This is a genomic window from Streptomyces sp. RLA012, assembly GCF_056270325.1.
In genome coordinates this window covers 2,520,892-2,536,131 of record NZ_JBWDPA010000002.1, presented here as the reverse complement: position 1 = coordinate 2,536,131, position 15,240 = coordinate 2,520,892, and the positions used below count along the sequence as shown (strand labels likewise).

The 15,240-nt window shown below is 71.9% G+C and carries 15 protein-coding genes; 9 read left to right on the top strand and 6 right to left on the bottom strand.

The window, feature by feature from the left end; genetic code table 11:
• The first annotated feature begins 552 nt into the window (after positions 1 to 552).
• On the top strand, positions 553 to 975 hold the full coding sequence (locus tag RV986_RS11875; RefSeq protein ID WP_475924254.1) for an ATP-binding protein: 423 nt from the start codon (positions 553 to 555) through the stop codon (positions 973 to 975).
• Positions 976 to 1,039: 64 nt separating this feature from the next.
• On the opposite strand, the gene RV986_RS11870 is transcribed toward RV986_RS11875, so the two are convergent.
• Both RV986_RS11870 and RV986_RS11865 read right to left on the bottom strand, forming a co-directional pair.
• Positions 1,040 to 2,095, bottom strand: coding sequence for a DUF2637 domain-containing protein (locus RV986_RS11870; RefSeq protein ID WP_475917355.1), 1,056 nt, complete (start codon positions 2,093 to 2,095; stop codon positions 1,040 to 1,042).
• Positions 2,096 to 2,465: 370 nt separating this feature from the next.
• The gene (locus RV986_RS11865; protein WP_475917354.1) at positions 2,466 to 3,344 is read right to left on the bottom strand and encodes a (2Fe-2S)-binding protein; all 879 of its coding nucleotides are present in this window, start codon (positions 3,342 to 3,344) and stop codon (positions 2,466 to 2,468) included.
• Between the two features lie 157 nt (positions 3,345 to 3,501).
• Here RV986_RS11865 and RV986_RS11860 point away from each other — a divergent pair, with 157 nt between their 5' ends.
• On the top strand, positions 3,502 to 4,407 hold the full coding sequence (locus RV986_RS11860; RefSeq protein WP_475917353.1) for a GntR family transcriptional regulator: 906 nt from the start codon (positions 3,502 to 3,504) through the stop codon (positions 4,405 to 4,407).
• Between the two features lie 256 nt (positions 4,408 to 4,663).
• Positions 4,664 to 4,984 carry a hypothetical protein gene (locus tag RV986_RS11855; RefSeq protein ID WP_475917352.1) on the top strand — a complete coding sequence of 107 codons (321 nt, stop codon included), beginning with the start codon at positions 4,664 to 4,666 and terminating at the stop codon, positions 4,982 to 4,984.
• A 41-nt stretch (positions 4,985 to 5,025) separates the two neighbouring features.
• Here RV986_RS11855 and RV986_RS11850 read toward each other — a convergent pair whose 3' ends face one another.
• On the bottom strand, positions 5,026 to 5,799 hold the full coding sequence (locus RV986_RS11850) for a hypothetical protein (protein WP_475917351.1): 774 nt from the start codon (positions 5,797 to 5,799) through the stop codon (positions 5,026 to 5,028).
• A 149-nt stretch (positions 5,800 to 5,948) separates the two neighbouring features.
• Positions 5,949 to 7,619, bottom strand: coding sequence for a PucR family transcriptional regulator (locus RV986_RS11845; protein ID WP_475917350.1), 1,671 nt, complete (start codon positions 7,617 to 7,619; stop codon positions 5,949 to 5,951).
• Between the two features lie 334 nt (positions 7,620 to 7,953).
• On the opposite strand from RV986_RS11845, the gene RV986_RS11840 reads away from it, so the two are divergent.
• The 5 genes from RV986_RS11840 to RV986_RS11820 all read left to right on the top strand — a co-directional run bounded on the left by RV986_RS11840 (position 7,954) and on the right by RV986_RS11820 (position 13,351).
• Entirely contained in the window at positions 7,954 to 8,844 is an 891-nt protein-coding gene (locus RV986_RS11840; RefSeq protein ID WP_475917349.1) for an FAD binding domain-containing protein, read from the top strand.
• Complete coding sequence (locus tag RV986_RS11835) at positions 8,844 to 9,446, top strand: (2Fe-2S)-binding protein (RefSeq protein WP_475917348.1); 603 nt, start codon at positions 8,844 to 8,846, stop codon at positions 9,444 to 9,446. The genes RV986_RS11840 and RV986_RS11835 overlap by 1 nt, the downstream gene beginning before the upstream one ends.
• Positions 9,447 to 9,448: 2 nt before the next feature.
• A complete protein-coding gene (locus RV986_RS11830; RefSeq protein ID WP_475917347.1) occupies positions 9,449 to 11,869 on the top strand; it encodes a xanthine dehydrogenase family protein molybdopterin-binding subunit in 2,421 nt (806 codons plus the stop codon).
• A gap of 67 nt (positions 11,870 to 11,936) precedes the next feature.
• Complete coding sequence (locus RV986_RS11825) at positions 11,937 to 12,098, top strand: hypothetical protein (protein WP_475924730.1); 162 nt, start codon at positions 11,937 to 11,939, stop codon at positions 12,096 to 12,098.
• 101 nt (positions 12,099 to 12,199) lie between these two features.
• Complete coding sequence (locus RV986_RS11820; protein ID WP_475917346.1) at positions 12,200 to 13,351, top strand: XdhC family protein; 1,152 nt, start codon at positions 12,200 to 12,202, stop codon at positions 13,349 to 13,351.
• A 35-nt stretch (positions 13,352 to 13,386) separates the two neighbouring features.
• Here RV986_RS11820 and RV986_RS11815 read toward each other — a convergent pair whose 3' ends face one another.
• Together RV986_RS11815 and RV986_RS11810 are read right to left on the bottom strand one after the other, a co-directional pair.
• Entirely contained in the window at positions 13,387 to 13,605 is a 219-nt protein-coding gene (locus RV986_RS11815) for a hypothetical protein (protein ID WP_475917345.1), read from the bottom strand.
• Positions 13,606 to 13,611: 6 nt separating this feature from the next.
• A complete protein-coding gene (locus tag RV986_RS11810) occupies positions 13,612 to 14,082 on the bottom strand; it encodes an SRPBCC family protein (RefSeq protein WP_475917344.1) in 471 nt (156 codons plus the stop codon).
• A gap of 123 nt (positions 14,083 to 14,205) precedes the next feature.
• On the opposite strand from RV986_RS11810, the gene RV986_RS11805 reads away from it, so the two are divergent.
• Positions 14,206 to 15,213 carry a DUF2278 family protein gene (locus tag RV986_RS11805; protein ID WP_475917343.1) on the top strand — a complete coding sequence of 336 codons (1,008 nt, stop codon included), beginning with the start codon at positions 14,206 to 14,208 and terminating at the stop codon, positions 15,211 to 15,213.
• Positions 15,214 to 15,240 lie beyond the last annotated feature (27 nt).

The following is a 15,240-nucleotide window of genomic DNA, read 5'->3' as shown; positions in this document are numbered from 1 at the left end:
TGGACCGAGCGCCCGCGGCCGGCATGTCGCCCGGGTGGGGGAGGCGCCGGGTGGTGCGGGTCTGCCAGGTGCGCCGCCGCCATGCGCGGTGGACGCACCGGGCGCTCCCCCGTGTGCCAAGGTGCGCCCCCTCGGGCGACAGCGGCCGGCCGAGGGGGCGCACCCCGGGTTTCGAGCCCTCCTTGAACAGGGCTTCCCCCGCCCGGTGAGGGGCAAGAGGGGGCGTGAACGCGGGGCCGGTGCCTGGTAGAAGGGCACCGGCCCCGCGCACGCACGCAGCGCGAACACGCTTCCCCCGACGGGCCGCGGCCGCTTCCCGGCGCGCGGGCGGCCACGCTCCGCGGGCCCTCGCTCCGGCGCGATGTCGTGCTTCCCCTCACGTACGACCGGTGGTTGACGATTCGACATGACTGTCGCGTGCCCGACGGGGCATGGATTCCCGTGAACATGTTCGATCAGAGGGGAACCGACATCGGCATGCAGGCGGGGGTCATGAAGAGGCAGGCACGAGGGGGCGGTCCCGTGGCCATCGGGGCCTCCTCGGCACAGTCAGTGCAGGAAGCGGCCGACAACGCGACGGACCAGCCGACCGGTACACAGCTCAGGCGCCGGCTGGCCAAGGCGGATCTGCGGGCGGTGCCAGAGGCCCGCAGAGCACTGCGGGAACTCTTACGGCACTGGGGGAAGCCGGGAAAGTCCGAGATAGCCGAGTTACTGACCAGCGAACTCGTCACCAACGCACTCATCCACACCGATCACGACGCGGTCCTGACCGCCACCGTCGGACCCCGCGGACTCCGCGTGGAAGTACGGGACTTCATGGGACGCAGGCCCAGACTGCGGGTACCGGACGCCGACGACGGTACGCACGGCAGAGGCCTGATCCTCGTACAGTCCCTCGCCGACGCGTGGGGCGTACGCACCCACGGCGTGGGCAAGTCGGTCTGGTTCGAACTGGACGGCGGCGCGGTGTAGTCACCGCGCCGCCGTAATTCCTGTCCGGGGTCCGGCCGTGCCACGGCCGGACCACTCCGGCGTGTCAGCCGAACTGCTGCTCCAGGTCCTTGAGCTTGCGCTCCAGGGAGTCGAGCCGCGGCAGGGCCATGGTGTCGTCCTCCGCGGTGAGATCGACGGTGATCGGGTCACCGCTCTTGCGGACGGGCTGAAGGGAGGGCCGCGAACGTACGGGCAGTTGCTCCGGCGCTGCTAGGGCAGGCTCCGAGGTGGCCTGCGCGGGAGCACGCTCCACGGTCGTCTCCAGCTGCTGCCGGCCACCACCGCCGCCACCACGGCCGGGCAGGCCCCGGTGACCGCGGCTGAGCGCCTTGAGGTGCGCGCGCTCGACCCGCTCCTCGTTGCGACGGCGCAGTCGGGTCTGCTCCTTCTGGCGCTTGTCCTCGCGAACCTCGTCCACGGCCTCGTCCAGCGTGCGGACGTTCTCCAGGAGCATCAGCGACCAGGCGCTGTACGTCTCACGGGGCGCGCGCAGCCAGCGGACGATGCGGATCTGCGGCAGCGGACGGGGGACCAGGCCCTGCTCACGCAGCGCGGCACGACGGGTCTGCTTCAGCGCCCGGTCGAACAGCACGGCGGCCGACATGGACATGCCCGCGAAGAACTGGGGAGCGCCCGAGTGGTCCACGCCCCGCGGCGCGTGCACCCAGTTGAACCAGGCGGAGGCACCGGCGAAGGCCCACACCAGTATCCGGGAGCCGAGCGCCGCGTCACCGTGGCTGGCCTCGCGCACGGCGAGGACGGAGCAGAACATGGCCGCGCCGTCCAGGCCGAACGGGACGAGGTACTCCCAGCCGTCGGTGAGTCCGAGGTTCTGCTGGCCGAAGCCGACGAGGCCGTGGAAGGAGAGCGCCGCGGCGACCGCCGCGCAGCAGAACAGCAGCAGATAGGAAGCCGTGGCGTAGATGGTTTCCTTGCGCCTGCGACGCTCCTCGCTGCGCTCCCACGAGTCTTCGTTGCTGCTGCTCATGTTCTCCCCGGACCGCTTGCCGCGCGCGAGCACCGCCACCGCCGCCAGCAGTCCCAGGAGCAAAACGGCGCCCGGAAGCAGCCAGTTCAGCGATATGTCGGTCAGTCTCATCTGGGGTCCCTTGCATTGGGATAGGGCGTAACGCCCGCCATCTTGGCCCAAGCCCATCGCCCCTCAGGGGGTTTCGGGGCAAGAGGCCGCCGATTGATGTGCAAGGGGATGCGCAGGGCGACATTCTGCTCGAACTGCCGCACGAGGGACGGGAGCTGAGTGCGAGTAAGATTACCCGTACGGATGGTTCTACGGAAAGTTCCTGCGACAAGTGAGGAAGTTGTGAAGCACCTGTTATCTGACGGCGCGTCCGTCGGGCATCCGTAGGGTGTCTCAATCGGTGTTGATCTTAGGGTACCCGGGAGCCCGCCCGGACGGCGGGGTCGGCCCACGATCGGCCCGGACGGCCCTCAATCGGACTGCGCGGCCGTCAATCGGTCTGCGCGGCCGTCAACTTGGCGATGCGGTCCGCGTCGGAGATGCGCGGGCAGGTGCCGCAGGCGTCCTCGGGATACAGGGTGTAGTAGAAGCAGCAGCTCGCCCGGTCGCGGGTGGGCAGCGCCTCCCCGTTCGGGCCGGTCAGCTCGCGGAACGCCGCGGAGCCGACGTACGGCTTGGTCGCCCCCGGCAGCAGCAGCTCCAGTTCGCGCATCCCGCGCCGCTCCTCGCCGAGCAGCTCGGCGACGTACCAGAGGCCCTCGACGACCTCGTCGGTCGCCATGCCCCACAGGGCCCGGCCGCGCCGCCGCATACGCGGTCCGAAGCCACCGAGGACCGGCTCCAGGTGCTCGGCGGCCGCGGCCCGGACCTCGGCCCGCAGCGCCTCCTCGTCCGGGACGACCCGGGCGCCGGGCAGCGCGGCCGCCGGGTCGTCCGGCAGGCAGGCGAACTCCCCGACCCGCACCGCCATCCGGCCCAGGGTGCGCTGAAATGTGACGTGTTCCACAGGGAAGCGGGGCACCCGGCGCAGCAGGAACCACGGGACGGTGATCAGCAGGCAGGCCGGCCAGGCGTACCGGTGCAGTCCGAAGCTCGCGACCACATCCGGACGCGCCCGCTGCCCGTAGTCCTGGACGACCTGCGCCTCGTCCCAGGCGAGGAACGCGTCGAGGTCGGCCCCGCCCGCCGCCAGACCGGCCGCGCCGACCCAGCCGCCGCCCTCCGGGGTTCCTTCTCGGGGCCCCAGTTCCATGACGCTCAGCTCGGGAAGGACCTCGGTCAGCCGGGCGTACGCGTCCGTGACGGCGGAGCGGGCCGGGCGGGGGTCGGTGGGGCTCGGGGCGTCTGTGGTCAGGGCGGGAGCGGACATTCGGGAACCACCGCTTCACGATCGTTGACAGGTTAGGCTTACCTTACCCAGATTTCCGGATGTTTGAACTGGAGCCATGTGCGCCTATGGTGCTTGACGGACGGGTAACAACCGCCGCAATGACCCCCAAGTACCACCAAGCCCGCAGGAGGACTCCGTGGAACAGGCCGGTTCGCTCGGCGCGCACGGCTCCGTCGGGTCGGGGATCCCGGACGTGCGTACGGCGGCTGTCCGGGTGCCCGCACAGCCCCGGGCGGCGGACAGGGACCGGGCACGGGGTGTCGCGTCGGACGAGTCCCGCTCCGCCCCCGCGGCCCGGGGTGAGCACACCCACAACGAGCCCCCCATCCCGTGCCCTCCCGTGGAGGCCCCGCGTCTGCCCGCCGACGGCCCGCGGCCGCCCGTGGAGAGCGCACGTCCTCGTGCGGACGGCCCGCGTGTCGTGGTCCAGCGGGCCTCGGTCCGTGGCCAGATCCTGGACGCCCTGCGCGCCGCCCTCGTCGCGGGCGAACTCGCTCCCGGAGAGGTGTACTCGGCGCCGGTGCTCGGCGAACGCTTCGGGGTGTCCGCGACCCCCGTGCGCGAGGCCATGCAGCAGCTCGCCCTGGAGGGCGCCGTCGAGGTCGTGCCGAACCGGGGCTTCCGGGTCGTCCGCCGCGGAACACGCGAACTGGCCGAACTCGCCGAGATCCGCGCCCTCATCGAGGTCCCGGTGATGGTGCGCCTCGCCCGCACGGTGCCCGCCGCCCGCTGGGCCGAGCTGCGCCCGCTCGCCGAGGCGACGGCACGCGCCGCGGCCGGCGGCTGCCGGGCCACCTACGCGGAGTGCGACCGCGCCTTCCACCGCGCGGTCCTCGCCCTCGCCGGAAACAACCAGCTCGTCCAGATCGCGGACGATCTGCATCGCCGCGCCCAGTGGCCGCTGGTCGGCGGACCCGTCTCCCGCGGCCGCGCCGACCTCATCGCCGACGCCGCCGAACACACCGCCCTCCTGGACGCCCTGATCGCCCAGGACCTGCCGGTCGTGCAGAGCCTCGTACGGGAGCACTTCGCCGGCGCCTGAGCGCTCCGCTGGAAGTGCCGCGATGTGCCGTCGGTCGTCTGCGGCACCATCGTGGCTGGTCGCGCAGTTCCCCGCGCCCCTTCGGGGCGCTGCCGAACCGCAGCGGACTTCGCCCGACCTGCTTAGCCGGTACATCCCCTTCCTCCGACGGACGTCACGGCTCCGTACGGGCCGGGCAACAGGACGCCCCGCCGGGAACCCGTACGGCACCGCGCGCGTGCCCCCCGGTACGAGCAGCGAACCGGGGGAGAGAACGATGCCCGACCCGTCCTGGCAGGCGATGCAGCAGGCGCAACAGGCCCAGCAGCAGGCCCAGCAGGCCCAGCAGATCCACCAGAGCCACGTACACCGGCACCACGACATGCACGCCCACGCCCGCCACGGCGGCGCACCCCACCTGCACCGCCCCAGTCACCGTCCCGTGCCGCACACCAGGGCCCGGGGCGGCGGTCTGCGCGGCCTCCTGGCCCTGATCGTCATCGTCGGGGTCGTGGTCTACGTGGCCCACGACCCCGAACTGCGCACCACGGTGGAGAACTTCGCCCGCACCCTGCTCTCGAAGGTCCAGAGCAGCTGACCAGGTCCGGTGCACGCGGACTACTGCAGCGCCCCGCCACCTCAAGCTGTCGCGGCAGGCGGGGTCAGCTGCCGGGCCAGCCACGTCGGCACACCCCCGAGCAACCGGAACAACCGCCCCGCTTCGGCCCGCAGCCGAGAGGCCTCGGGCTCGGTCTCGGCATCCGCGAGCGACGCCAACGCCGGAGCCGTCCCCACGAGATACCCCAACTCCTCCCGAATCCGCAGGGATTCACCGAAGCCGTGCCGCGCCTCGGCCAACTCACCGTCCCGCAGGGCGAGTCCGGCAAGGTGGCGCCAGGTGAAGGAGAGCAGAAGGGAGTCGCCCTGGGCGACCGCGCCGGCGTGGGCACGCCGGTACGCGGCCCGCGCGGCCTGCGGCGACTGCGCGAGGTTCTCGGCGAGCAGCCCGCGCCGGAAGTCCAGCAGCGCCCGCCCCGGCGCCCCGGGCGCGATCAGCGCGGCGGCCCGGCCGAGCGCGGCCCGCGCCTCGTCCGCGCGGTCGCGCACGCCGAGGAGCGTGGCCGCGTAGGCGAGCTGCCCGCGCTCACAGGCCGCCGCACCGCGCTCCTCGTCGCTCTGGGCCACCGCCTCCGCCGTCCGCAGCGCGTCCTCGGCCTCCGGCCAGCCCTGCTCGGTGTACAGACACCGCTCGACGAGGAGCGAGGCTCTCTGCAGTGCCGCGCCCGCCGTCCCGGGCTGGAGCAGTGCGGCCGCGTCGACCCAGCAGGCGCGTGAGCGCAGCCGCCATACCGCGGTCTGGAGTGGATCGTTCCCTGCGTTCGTTCCGGAACCAGACATGGCGGAATGCGCCACGTTGCCCTCCCCGAGCACGCCATCGAGCTGTTGAGTGCTGGCATCTCAGCACGGATCACAGCACCCGGCCAAGGGGGTGGGTGAAGGATTTCACAAAGTAGGGGGACTGCTGCGACAGTTGTCGACCCACGTCTCACGGAGCTGTGACCTCAGCTCATGCGCAACGCCAGGAAGAAGTCGAGCTTGTCCTCCAGCCGGGAGAGGTCCCGACCCGTCAACTGCTCGATACGGCCCACCCGGTAGCGCAGTGTGTTGACGTGCAGGTGGAGCCGCGTGGCGCAGCGCGTCCAGGAGCCGTCGCAGTCGAGGAACGCCTCCAGGGTGGGGATCAGCTCGGCGCGGTGGCGGCGGTCGTAGTCCCGCAGCGGATCCAGGAGCCGCGCGGTGAAGGCGCGGCGTACGTCGTCCGGCACGAAGGGGAGCAGGAGCACGTGCGAGGCCAGCTCCTGGTGTCCGGCCGCGCAGACGCGGCCGGGGCGGGCGGCGGCGACCCGGCGCGCGTGCCGGGCCTCCTCCAGGGCGCCGCGCAGCCCCTCCGCGGAGTGCACGGCGGCGCTGACGCCGAGCGTGAGCCGCCCGTCGTCGTTCAGGCCGGCCGACAGCGGGTCGCGCACGGCCTCCAGGAGGGTGTCCGCGAGCACCCCGGACTCGGAGCCGTCGTGCTCCGCGGACACCGCCGGAAGCGGTACGAGCGCGATCGCCTCGTCCTCCGCGTGGGCGACGGCGATCCGGTCGGAGTGCTCGGGGCCGGTGGTCAGCGGATCGACGAGGATCTCCTCCAGCAGCGACTGGGCGGCCGGGCCGCCCTCGACCTCGCCGCCCTCCCACTCGACCCGGGCCACCACCACCTGCCAGTGCGGGGCGGCCCCGAGCCCGGGCAGCAGCACCGGGGCGGCGACCCGCAGCCGGGCCGCGATCTCCGTGGGCGCGGCCCCCGTCTGGACCAGCTCCAGGACCTCCTGCGCGAGCCGTCGCCGTACCGTGCGCGCGGTGTCCCGCCGGTCCCGCTCCACGGCGATCAGCTGGGTGACGCCCTGCAGCAGGTCGAGCCGCTCCCCGGGCCAGTCCCCGGCGTCCGCCTCGACCGCGAGCAGCCAGTCGGAGAGCACCGTCTCGCGCACATCGCGGGAGGCGCTCGCGGAGCGCCCGGAGGAGCGGATCGGGAAGAGCGAGTACGTCGTCGTGCCCACCGTCACCCGATGCGGTCCGCGCCGCCCGGTCCGGGTCGCCGCGAGGTGCTCGGCGGCCAGCTCGGCACAGACCTCGGCGGGCAGCGCGGCCCCGAGCTTCGAGCCCGCGATCGGGCGTCCGGTGGGGGAGAGCACCCAGGCCCGCAGGTCCAGGTCGGTGCCGAGCAGGTCCAGGACCACGTCCGGGCCGCCGCCCGCAGGGCCGGAGGTCATCATCCGCCGGTGCCGGTCCACCACGGCCGCGAGATCCCCGGCGCGCTCGCCCGAGACCTGTCGTACGACATGCTCGGTGATCGTCGCGAACGCCACCGACTCGTGCACGGCGAACAGCGGCAGCCGGTGCCGCACGCAGGCCAGGATCAGGTCCTCCGGGACAGCGCCGAGCTCCGCCTCCCCGGCGGCGAGGGCCGCGACCCCGGCGCTCGCGAGGATCCGCACGAAGGGCTCGGAGTCCGCCGCGCCGTGCCGCCAGGCGAGGCCGGTGAGGACCAGTTCGCCGCCGGAGAGATAGCGGCTGGGGTCCTTGAGGTCGGTGGTCATCACACCGCGTACGGTGCGGTCGAGCTCGTCCTCGCCGCCGAGCAGCCGCAGGCCCAGCGCGTCGGTGTCCAGCAGTGCGCGCAGCCGCATTCTCGTCGCCGCCGTTCTTGTCTCGATAACTACGATGGATCTGAAGGTTGAGGACCGGACAAGCGGGCTCGCGAGCCGTACTCCCTGGTCGCGGCGTGTGCCGGATGTTTCGCTGGGAAAGCGAAGGGGTTACCGATGACCTCCGTTCATACGAATCTACAAGATGAGTGTCCTGGCCAGCCAACTCCTTCATGGTTTCGGTGACTGACCCCGGTGGAGCACAGCACTGTGTACTGACCCTGATCCGCGTGAACAACTCATGAATGAGCCGGGGCCGCCGCACACGATCTGGCTTGATCAGAACGACCCACGATACGAATGAAGAGAGCCACTCATGGACTTCCTTCGCCCCGCCGGCTGGGAGGAGGCGCTCGCCGCGAAGGCCGAGCACCCCACCGCTGTGCCGATTGCGGGTGGTACCGATGTGATGGTCGAGATCAACTTCGATCACCGCAGGCCCGAGTACCTCCTCGACCTGAACCGCGTCGGCGAGCTGAGCGAGTGGGAGGTCGGCGAGCAGAGCGTGCGCCTGGGCGCCTCCGTTCCGTACACCCAGATCATGGAGCACCTGCGCGGCGAGCTTCCGGGCCTGGCCCTGGCCTCCCACACCGTGGCCTCCCCGCAGATCCGCAACCGCGGCGGCGTCGGCGGCAACCTCGGCACCGCCTCCCCGGCCGGTGACGCCCACCCCGCCCTCCTCGCGGCGGGCGCCGAGGTCGAGGCCGAGTCCGTACGCGGAACGCGGCTGATCCCGATCGACGAGTTCTACACCGGCGTGAAGCGCAACGCGCTCGCGCCCGACGAGCTGATCCGCGCCGTCCACATCAAGAAGGCCGACGGCCCCCAGCAGTACTCCAAGGTCGGCACCCGCAACGCCATGGTGATCGCGGTCTGCGCCTTCGGGCTGGCCCTGCACCCGTCGACGCGCACGGTCCGCACCGGCATCGGCTCGGCCGCGCCCACCCCGGTCCGGGCGAAGACCGCCGAGGAGTTCCTGAACGCGGCGCTGGAAGAGGGCGGCTTCTGGGACAACGGCAAGATCATCACCCCGTCGGTGGCCAAGCAGTTCGCGGACCTCTGCGCCGCCGCCTGCAACCCGATCGACGACGTCCGGGGCACGGCGAGCTACCGCCGCCACGCGGTGGGGGTCATGGCCCGCCGCACCCTGACCTGGACCTGGGAGTCGTACCGCGGCACCGCCGCCCACAGGGAGGGAGTCGCGTAATGCGCGTCAGTTTCACGGTCAACGGCCGCCCGCAGGAGGCCGACGACGTGTGGGAGGGCGAGTCCCTGCTGTACGTCCTGCGTGAGCGCCTGGGGCTGCCCGGCTCCAAGAACGCCTGTGAGCAGGGCGAGTGCGGTTCCTGCACGGTCCGCCTGGACGGCGTGCCGGTGTGCTCGTGTCTGGTCGCGGCCGGACAGGTGGAGGGGCGCGAGGTCGTCACGGTCGAGGGGCTGGCGGAGTACGCCAAGCAGCGCGCGGAGCACGGCGGTTGCGCCGGCGGCTCCTGCGGCACCTCGCTGGACGAGGCCAGGCGATGGGAGTCGAGACCCCAGGACTCCCACACCGGCGAGGGCGGAGGCGTTTCCCCGCGTGCGCCGCTCTCCCCGATCCAGCAGGCGTTCATCGACGCCGGCGCCGTCCAGTGCGGCTTCTGCACCCCGGGGCTGCTGGTCGCCGCCGACGAGATGCTGGAGCGCAACCCGACGCCGACCGACGCGGACATCCGCGAGGCGCTCTCCGGCAACCTGTGCCGCTGCACCGGCTACGAGAAGATCATGGACGCGGTCCGCCTCGCGGCCGCCCGGCAGTCCGAGGCGGTCTGACGATGGGAACCACGGGCACACCCACCAACCTCACCCAGGACTCCAGGACCAAGGGCGGCATCGGCGAGTCGACGCTCCGCCCGGACGGCATCCTCAAGGTCACCGGCGAGTTCGCCTACTCGTCCGACATGTGGCACGAGGACATGCTCTGGGGCCAGATCCTGCGCTCCACCGTCGCGCACGCCGAGATCGTCTCCATCGACACCGGCGAGGCCCTCGCGCAGCCCGGCGTCTACGCCGTCATGACGTACGACGACCTGCCGACCGAGGTGAAGAACTACGGCCTGGAGATCCAGGACACCCCGGTCCTCGCGCACGGCAAGGTCCGCCACCACGGCGAGCCGGTCGCGATCGTCGCCGCCGACCACCCGGAGACCGCGCGCCGCGCCGCCGCCAAGATCAAGGTGGAGTACCGCGAACTGCCGGTCATCACGGACGAGGCGTCCGCGACCGCGCCGGACGCGGTCCTGGTCCACGAGGGCCGCACCGACCTCCCCCAGTCTCAACTTCGTTCGACCGGGGGGACCCCCATCATCGGCCACGTCCCGCACCCGAACATCGTGCACCGCCAGCCGATCGTCCGCGGTGACGTGGCGGAGGCGCGCCGTCGCGCCGACTTCATCGTCAAGGGCGAGTACACCTTCGGCATGCAGGACCAGGCCTTCCTCGGCCCGGAGTCCGGTCTCGCCGTGCCCGCCGAGGACGGCGGCGTCGACCTGTACATCGCCACCCAGTGGCTGCACTCCGACCTGCGCCAGATCGCCCCGGTCCTGGGCCTGCCCGAGGACAAGGTCCGGATGACGCTCTCGGGCGTGGGCGGCGCGTTCGGCGGCCGCGAGGACCTGTCGATGCAGATCCACGCCTGCCTGCTCGCCCTGCGCACCGGCAAGCCCGTGAAGATCGTCTACAACCGCTTCGAGTCCTTCTTCGGGCACGTCCACCGTCACCCCGCGAAACTCTTCTACGAGCACGGGGCGACCAAGGACGGCAGGCTCACCCACCTGAAGGCCCGGATCGTCCTGGACGGCGGCGCGTACGCCTCCGCCTCCCCGGCCGTCGTCGGCAACGCCGCCTCGCTGGGCGCGGGCCCGTACGTCGTCGACGACGTCGACATCGAGGCCATCGCCCTCTACACCAACAACCCGCCCTGCGGCGCCATGCGCGGCTTCGGCGCGGTCCAGGCCTGCTTCGCCTACGAGGCCCAGATGGACAAGCTCGCCGACGCGGTGGGCATGGACCGGGTCGCTTTTCGTCAGCTCAACGCGATGGAACAGGGGACACTGCTGCCGACCGGACAGGCGGTCGACTCGCCCGCCCCGGTCGCCGAACTCCTGCGCCGGGTCAAGGCGATGCCGCTGCCGCCGGAGCAGCAGTGGCTCACGGCCGGCGAGGCGGCCGACGTACGCCAGCTGCCGGGCGGCCTGTCCAACACCACACACGGCGAGGGCGTCGTACGGGGCATCGGGTACGCGGTCGGCATCAAGAACGTCGGCTTCTCCGAGGGCTTCGACGACTACTCGACCGCTCGCGTCCGCATGGAAGTCGTCGGCGGCGAGCCGGTCGCGACCGTGCACACCGCGATGGCGGAGGTCGGCCAGGGCGGTGTCACCGTCCACGCCCAGATCGCCCGCACCGAGCTGGGCGTCGCCCAGGTGACCATCCAGCCCGCCGACACCCAGGTGGGCAGCGCCGGTTCGACGTCCGCGTCACGGCAGACGTACGTCACCGGTGGCGCCGTCAAGAACTCCTGCGAGCTCGTCCGCGAGCAGGTCCTGGAGATGGGCCGCCGTACGTTCGGTACGTACCACCCGGCCTGGGCGACGGCGGAGCTGCTGCTCGAAGGCGGCAAGGTCGTCACCGACGGCGGTGAGGTGCTGGCCGACCTGGTGGACGTGCTCGGCGACGAGTCCGTCGAGGTCGAGGCCGAGTGGCGGCACCGCCCGACCGAGGCCTTCGACCTCCGTACCGGGCAGGGTTTCGGCCATGTCCAGTACTCCTTCGCCGCGCACCGCGCCGTGGTCGAGGTCGACACCGAACTCGGCCTGGTCAAGGTCATCGAACTGGCCTGCGCCCAGGACGTCGGCAAGGCGCTCAACCCGCTGTCCGTCGTCGGCCAGATCCAGGGCGGCACCACCCAGGGCCTGGGCATCGCCGTCATGGAGGAGATCATCGTCGACCCCAGGACCGCGAAGGTGAAGAACCCGTCCTTCACGGACTATCTGATCCCCACCATTCTCGACACGCCGACCATCCCGGTCGACGTGCTCGAACTCGCCGACAGCCACGCCCCGTACGGGCTCCGTGGCGTCGGCGAGGCCCCGACCCTGTCCTCGACTCCGGCCGTCCTGGCGGCGATCCGCAACGCGACGGGTCTGGAGCTCAACCGGACGCCGGTACGGCCCGAGCATCTGACGGGCACGTAACCCTCCGGGGGTTGGAGAAAGAGAAGTGTTGCCGGGGGGCTTCGCCCCCCAACCCCCCCTGTGAACCTTGGGAGATGGCACCCTGACCCAGCAGTCAGTGGAACCCGGGACCGTCGCCGACGACGCGGGTGCGGGCACCCGATTCCCGGCCGGGCGGTCCTGGCTCGACCGTTACTTCCACGTCTTCTTCGCCCTGAACCCGATCGAGAGCTGGATGGGCGTGCACTGACGCGCGGCCTTCCGCACCTCCCCGAGCAACCGCTGTTCCGTCTGTTCCGTCTGATACGTCGCTCGATCCGTTGCCCCTACGTCGCCCAAGGAGACCGAGACATGCTGGACATCGCCGAAGAGCTGCACCGGTGGGTCGAGCAGGGACGCGACTTCGCCGTGGCCACCGTGGTGGCCGTCGGCGGGAGCGCGCCCCGCCGGCCGGGCGCCGCGCTCGCCGTCGACCGCGACGGCACGGCGGTCGGCTCGGTCTCGGGCGGTTGCGTGGAGGGCGCGGTCTACGAACTGTGCCGGCAGGCGCTGGAGGACGGCGAGACGGTGCTGGAGCGCTTCGGATACAGCGACGAGGACGCCTTCGCCGTGGGCCTGACCTGCGGCGGCGTCATCGACATCCTCGTCACGCCGGTGCGGGCGGCGGATCCCGCCCGGCCGGTGCTCGCGTCCGCGCTGGCCGCCGCCGCGACGGGGGAGGCGGCGGCGGTCGCGCGGATCGTGAGCGGTCCCGCGGAGTTGCGGGGCCGCGCGCTGCTGGTCCGCCCGGACGGCTCGTACAAGGGCGGCTTCGGCGCCCACCCCGAGCTGGACCGGACCGTGGTGGGCGAGGCGGGCGCCTTCCTCGACGCGGGCCGCACCGGCACCCTGGAGATCGGAGAGCAGGGCTCTCGTTGCGGAGCACCGCTCACGGTTCTGGTGGAGTCCTCGGTGCCGCCCCCGCGCATGATCGTGTTCGGTGCGATCGACTTCGCGTCGGCGCTGGTCCGTATCGGCAAGTTCCTGGGGTACCGCGTCACGGTGTGCGACGCCCGCCCGGTCTTCGCGACCGCCGCCCGCTTCCCCGACGCCGACGAGATCGTCGTCGAGTGGCCGCACACCTACCTGGAGCGCACGGAGGTCGACGCCCGGACCGTCCTGTGCGTCCTCACCCACGACGCCAAGTTCGACGTACCGCTGCTGCGGCTGGCGCTGCGGCTTCCGGTGGCGTACGTGGGAGCGATGGGCTCCCGCCGCACCCACCTCGACCGCAACGCCCGGCTGCGTGAAGTCGGCGTCACCGAGCTGGAGTTGGCGCGGCTCAGGTCCCCCATCGGTCTGGACCTGGGCGCCCGTACCCCCGAGGAGACGGCCCTGTCCATCGCCTCGGAGATCGTGGCCAACCGGCGCGGGGGGAGCGGGATCTCGCTGACGGGGGCGCACACACCGATCCATCACGACGCGACGTCGGTGCCGGCACGGCGGATCGGGTCGGTGGCCTGAGGCGGTTCGGTGGCCCGAGGCGGACGGCGAGGCCGCTACCGAGGGGCCGGGCCCGGTGGTTCCCGGTCCCCGGAGGAGAGCGCGTCCAGGTCCGCGGCGAACTCCTCGGTGTCCAGGAACATCAGGTCCAGGGCGTCGGCCGGCGGGCCTGCCGGGTTGTCGGGGCTGTCGGGGTTGTCGGGGCTGTCCGGGCCGAACAGTGTCTGCTCGGTCCAGATGCACTTTCCGGTCGCCGCGCGACCGGCCGCGGGCACGGAGCGTCAAGGCCGCCGTCGGTGTGGCCGATCGGCCGGGGCCGGGCGCAGCAGCCCTTCCACCGCTCGTCCGAACATCCGTCGCCCGGTCCACCCCAGCGGCCGGTCGAAGATCCGCGGCAGCCACCGTACGTTCAGATCCTCCCGCCAGAGCACCTGAGAGCCGCCGTCCGTCGTCGGGCGGACCTCGATCTCGGCCCACCCCGTGACGAACGTGCCGCGCTTGACCAGCCGGCAGGTTCCCGTACCCCCGTCCCGGGGTGGTTGCCAGGTGACGACCTCCATGGGGTCGTCGAAGGCGACCGGTCCCACCCCCGACCGCGCGACGAACACCGTGCCCTCGCGGGTCGGCGGCGGGGTGCGGACGGTGACGCGGGTCAGCGGGACGACGTCGGCGTGCCGGGGCCAGTCGGTCAGGCGCCGCCAGCTCTCGTCGACGGGGTCCGGGGACAGGCGTTCCAGCAGGAAGAGAACCACGGGCCGATCGTAGGCGGCTGAACGGCACATGAATTCTCACGCAATCATCTGAAATGGGACATGTTCGTCCTACGATTCCTTCACCGGGCGACCGGAGGTCGCCACCTACGGGGAGCTGATGACATGCCACTGAAGGGCTACGGCGTACTGATCGCACGCGCGGTCGACACGCGCCGCGAGGGTTCCAGCGACACTCCGCACTACCAGATCCACCTGACGGACGATCAGGGCACGCACTACCGGGCAGCGGTCAACGTGCAGTCGCAGGAGACGCCCTCCGAGCTGCTCTATCTGGTCGCCGACGACTTCCGGCACCCGGTCACCGCGCATCTGGAGGGACTGGGGTCCGGCTGGAACAAGCTGCCTCCGGGGCCCGGCGGCCCGAACCTCGACTTCGTGCGCGGCAACCTCTTCGACCCGGCGGCCCTGCGCAAGCTCCCGCCGGACGCGCAGGGCCCCGACAACGACCTGGCCGACCTGTTCGACCACTACGTGCAGCGGGCGGTGGCCGATCCGGCCGCCCGGATGTACGTGTTCGGCCAGCGTTTCGGGCCCGAGCCGAAGATCAAGGACAAGGTGTTCGGTTTCCTGCCCGGAAACGGCGTGCACGACGTGCACATGAACCAGGGCAACAGCCGTAACTTCCAGCGTGACGACGGTGTGTGGCAGGACGGCGGGATGTTGATCCACTTCCCGGCCCAGTCCCGTTGGGTCGGTATCTTCCTCGCCTTCCAGAGCCAGTCGTGGCACACGGACGACACCACCGGCCACACCCTCCCCACGGACGGCTCCCGGCCCGAGCCCGGCGGTCAGCCGGTGCGCATCGTGGCGGCTCTGGCCAACCCCAGGGGCCCGGCTCCGGAGGCCGAGACGGTCACCCTCGTCAACGCCTCGCCCGACCCGGTCGACCTCACCGGCTGGCGGGTCGCCGACCGGCTCGACAACGGCTGCCCGGTGCCGCCCGGCCCGCTCGCTCCCGGCGGCTGGCTGACGGTCCCGCTCAGCAACGGCCTGGTACTCGGCAACCACGGCGGCCAGATCACCCTGCTCGACGCGAACGGGCTCAAGGTGCACGGCGTCTCGTACACCGCGGAACAGGCCCAGCGGGAGGGGTGGACCGTGGTGTTCTGACCCACCGTCACCGTCCGGTGGGCGGAG

Bases quoted from the DNA above. Each gene is read 5' to 3' on its own strand.
- RV986_RS11870 (WP_475917355.1), bottom strand. From the start codon at position 2,095: ATGAGACTGACCGACATATCGCTGAACTGGCTGCTTCCGGGCGCCGTT.
- RV986_RS11865 (WP_475917354.1), bottom strand. From the start codon at position 3,344: ATGTCCGCTCCCGCCCTGACCACAGACGCCCCGAGCCCCACCGACCCC.
- RV986_RS11855 (WP_475917352.1), top strand. From the start codon at position 4,664: ATGCCCGACCCGTCCTGGCAGGCGATGCAGCAGGCGCAACAGGCCCAG.
- RV986_RS11845 (WP_475917350.1), bottom strand. From the start codon at position 7,619: ATGCGGCTGCGCGCACTGCTGGACACCGACGCGCTGGGCCTGCGGCTG.
- RV986_RS11840 (WP_475917349.1), top strand. From the start codon at position 7,954: ATGGACTTCCTTCGCCCCGCCGGCTGGGAGGAGGCGCTCGCCGCGAAG.
- RV986_RS11835 (WP_475917348.1), top strand. From the start codon at position 8,844: ATGCGCGTCAGTTTCACGGTCAACGGCCGCCCGCAGGAGGCCGACGAC.
- RV986_RS11830 (WP_475917347.1), top strand. From the start codon at position 9,449: ATGGGAACCACGGGCACACCCACCAACCTCACCCAGGACTCCAGGACC.
- RV986_RS11820 (WP_475917346.1), top strand. From the start codon at position 12,200: ATGCTGGACATCGCCGAAGAGCTGCACCGGTGGGTCGAGCAGGGACGC.
- RV986_RS11805 (WP_475917343.1), top strand. From the start codon at position 14,206: ATGCCACTGAAGGGCTACGGCGTACTGATCGCACGCGCGGTCGACACG.